Here is a 3226-nt window from a genome sequence, read left to right on the forward strand (position 1 = left end):
CGGGCGAGGATGTTGCGGCCTGCCTTGGTCTTCATGCGGGCGCGGAATCCGTGGGTCTTGGCCCGCTTGCGGACATTCGGCTGGTAGGTACGCTTCATGGTCTTCCTCCTTACTCGCGGCGGGCGGGGCCCGGGGCTGACCCTTGCGGGTCCCTCGCAGCCTGCCTTGCGTGCGCGACAACTCCGCCCCTGTGGGGCAAACTCCGGGAGTGTAGCACGGGTCAGGAGGAGGCGGGAAGGGGGAGCGAAGGCGGCACCATGGGCGACGTGGGCGACCTCCCTCTCACCGAAGTTGCGGCTCTGAACGACGATTCACGCGACTTCGCTGCCGCCTTGTTTGAACGCTGGCCGGACTGGCGCGACCTCGCCGTCTGCGACCCGGAGGAGGGCACGTTGCTGGTGGAGATCGCGCCGGAGGCACCGGGAAGACCAAAGGTCCGCCTCTACACCAGCCTCTGGCACGTCCATCACGACTGGGGGGGGCGAGTCCCGGGAAGACGAGCGGCAGAGGGCTCCCGACCTCGTGGCAGACCTGCTGGCCGAACGTCTGGCGGTTCAGATCTGGATGGCGGGCGACCGCTGGAGTGGATCGGCGCTGGTCGGGGCAGCAGCCGACTGGCTCCCCTTCCCGCAGGACTGGCACGCTGCCGACCTCACGCGGAGCGACCGCCCCGTTCCTTCCGGGGGAACCTTCGGCGGCGAGCGGGCCCCTGCACCGTGACCCTCGCCCCACTGTGAGCCCCGAGCTTGCTGCCCCCGCCCCTGCCGCGCTACTAATGGCAGGATATGCGTGACGCCTTGTGGGCTGCCCTGAAGACCGTGAATGACCCGGAACTGCACCGCGACCTCGTGTCGCTGGGCATGATCGAGCGGGCGGAGGTCGGGGGCGGGGTGGCGCAGGTCAAGGTCAACCTGACCACGCCCGCCTGCCCGCTGAAGGGCCAGATCGAGGGCGACGTGCGCTCGGCGGTGCTGGCCGTGCCGGGGATCAAGGAGGTGGTCGTGACTTTCGGCGCGATGGTCCGCACCGGGGGTCAGCCCGCGCTGCCGGGGGTCAAGCACGTGCTGCTGGTGGGGAGCGGCAAGGGCGGCGTGGGCAAGAGCAGCGTGGCGGTCAATATCGCGGCGTCGCTCGCGCGGGACGGGGCGCGGGTCGGGCTGCTGGACGCCGACGTGTACGGCCCCAGCGTGGCGCACATGCTGGGCCGCAGCGCCGAGCGCGTGACCGCCAACGCCGAGCGCAAGATGCAGCCCCTCGAAGCGCACGGCATCCGCTTCCTGAGCATGGCGAACCTCTCCCCCGCCGGGCAGGCGCTGGTGTGGCGCGGGCCGATGCTGCACTCGGCCATCCAGCAGTTTCTCAAGGACGCGGCGTGGGGCGACCTCGATTACCTGATCGTGGACCTGCCGCCGGGCACGGGGGACGTGCAGCTTTCCCTTACCCAGACCATTCAGGTGACGGGCGCCGTGATCGTGACCACCCCGCAGGACGTGGCCCTGATCGACGCGGCGCGGGCCATCGACATGTTCCGCAAGGCCAGCGTGCCTGTGCTGGGGGTGGTGGAGAACATGAGCTACTTCGTGGCGCCCGACACCGGGTTGACCTACGACCTCTTCGGACGCGGCGGCTCGCAGAAGCTGGGCGGGCTGCCGCTGCTGGGCGAGGTGCCGCTGGACATGGAGGTTCGTAAGGACTCGGACGCCGGGGAACCCGCCGTGCTGGCCCATCCCGACTCGGCGGCGGCGCAGGCCCTGACCGGGGTGGCCCGTGCGCTGGCCGGGCGCGTCAGCGTGCAGGCCCTCGCCGACCTGCCCGACCAGCTTCCGGTGGTCTGAGGTGACGGCCCTGGCCCCCCAGCTCCAATCTCAGGCCCAGCCCGCGCCCGCCCCGGAGCGCACCAAGCACCGGTTGCTGGAGCGGCTCAAGCGTGCCGGTCCGCAGACCGTGCAGGACCTCGCCGCGAATCTGGGCGTCAGCGTGCCGGGAGCGCGGCGGCACCTGCTCGACCTGCAGGAGCAGGGGCTGATCGAGGCCCGCACCGAGCGGCCCGGCGGGCGCGGGCGGCCCCAGCACGTCTATGTCCTGACCGACCGGGGCGAGGCGACCTTTCCCAAGACCTACTCGGCGCTGTGCGTGGACGTGCTGCGCCACCTCCAGATCCTCTACGGGGACGAGGCGGTGACGCGGGTGCTGGGGGCCCGCAGCGCGGAACTCACCGCGCAGGTGCAGGCCGCGCTGCCCGCCGAGCTGCCGCTGGAGGAGCGGATCACCCGCTTCGCCGCGTGGCTGACCGAGCTGGGCTTCGACGCGGTGGCCGAACCCGGTGACCAGGCGGGCGAGTGGCAGATCGTGGAGCGCAACTGCCCCAACCTGACGGTGGCGCGGAGTTACCCCGAGCTGTGCCACAGCGAACTGCGGCTGTTCACGGACGTGCTGGGCCTGCCCGTGACCCGCGAGAGCCGCATCGCCTGCGGCCAGGGCCAGTGCCGCTACCGGATCGGACCCTGACCGTGACCGCCCCCGACCGGGCCACCGGCCAGCCGCTGTACAGCCTCGTGGCGTGGCCGCCCGAGGCACTCGACACCTGGCTGCGGCGAACCCAGGAGGGCCTGGGCGTGCGCGGTTTCGGGGCGCCTCACCTGAACCTGCGGGCGCCCTTTCAGACTGACCTGATGCCGGGGGAACTCGTCGCGGCCTTCCGGGAGGCGCTGCGGGGCATCCCGCCCTTCGAGGTGCCCGTGCGCGGCTGGAAGCGGTTGCCGCACATGGTCTTCTTGGAGTGCGTGCGGACTCCCGCACTGGCCGAACTGCACGCCCGCGCCCTCGGCGTGGGGCCGTCCACCCGCGCCCCCCACGACGGCCCGGACTACGTGCCGCACCTGACCCTGGGCCTGGGCATCCTGCCGCGCGTGGAGGACCTGATCTGGGCCGAGGTGCAGAGGCTGACGCCCCCCGTCACCTCCTTTGGGGTCGAGGTCCTGAGCCTGACCCGCGAGGAACGCGGCGAGGTGCAGGAGGTCCACACCTTTCCGCTGGGCGAGGGGGCCAAACTGCTCGCCCGCGTCACCGGGGAGGCGGGGCGGGCGGAGGTCCGGGGCGCGGAGGGCTAGAGCATTGGGCAGAATGACGGCCCCCGGGGAACGGCGCCCCAGGTGCCTCCCCGAATGCCCAATGCTCTTCCTCAATTCGCTCGCTCTGCTGCGCAGCTTTGCAAGTCCGCTCGGCC

Annotated in this window: 5 protein-coding genes; 4 read left to right on the forward strand and 1 reads right to left on the reverse strand. The window is 71.7% G+C overall.

What is annotated here, in order from left to right:
• A partial coding sequence (gene rpmH, locus QOL99_RS16025; RefSeq protein WP_285525292.1) for a 50S ribosomal protein L34 occupies nt 1-98 on the reverse strand: 98 nt, incomplete at its 3' end.
• Nucleotides 99-522: 424 nt separating this feature from the next.
• Between rpmH and QOL99_RS16030 the strand changes: the two genes are divergently transcribed.
• The 4 genes from QOL99_RS16030 to QOL99_RS16045 all read left to right on the forward strand — a co-directional run bounded on the left by QOL99_RS16030 (nt 523) and on the right by QOL99_RS16045 (nt 3110).
• Entirely contained in the window at nt 523-720 is a 198-nt protein-coding gene (locus QOL99_RS16030; protein ID WP_285525287.1) for a hypothetical protein, read from the forward strand.
• Between the two features lie 65 nt (nt 721-785).
• The gene (locus tag QOL99_RS16035) at nt 786-1835 is read left to right on the forward strand and encodes an Mrp/NBP35 family ATP-binding protein (protein WP_285525288.1); all 1050 of its coding nucleotides are present in this window, start codon (nt 786-788) and stop codon (nt 1833-1835) included.
• Nucleotide 1836: 1 nt separating this feature from the next.
• Complete coding sequence (locus QOL99_RS16040) at nt 1837-2508, forward strand: helix-turn-helix transcriptional regulator (protein ID WP_285525290.1); 672 nt, start codon at nt 1837-1839, stop codon at nt 2506-2508.
• A gap of 2 nt (nt 2509-2510) precedes the next feature.
• Complete coding sequence (locus QOL99_RS16045) at nt 2511-3110, forward strand: 2'-5' RNA ligase family protein (RefSeq protein ID WP_285525291.1); 600 nt, start codon at nt 2511-2513, stop codon at nt 3108-3110.
• The last annotated feature ends 116 nt before the right edge of the window (nt 3111-3226 follow it).

The organism is Deinococcus rhizophilus (genome assembly GCF_030271215.1).
GTDB lineage: Bacteria > Deinococcota > Deinococci > Deinococcales > Deinococcaceae > Deinococcus > Deinococcus rhizophilus.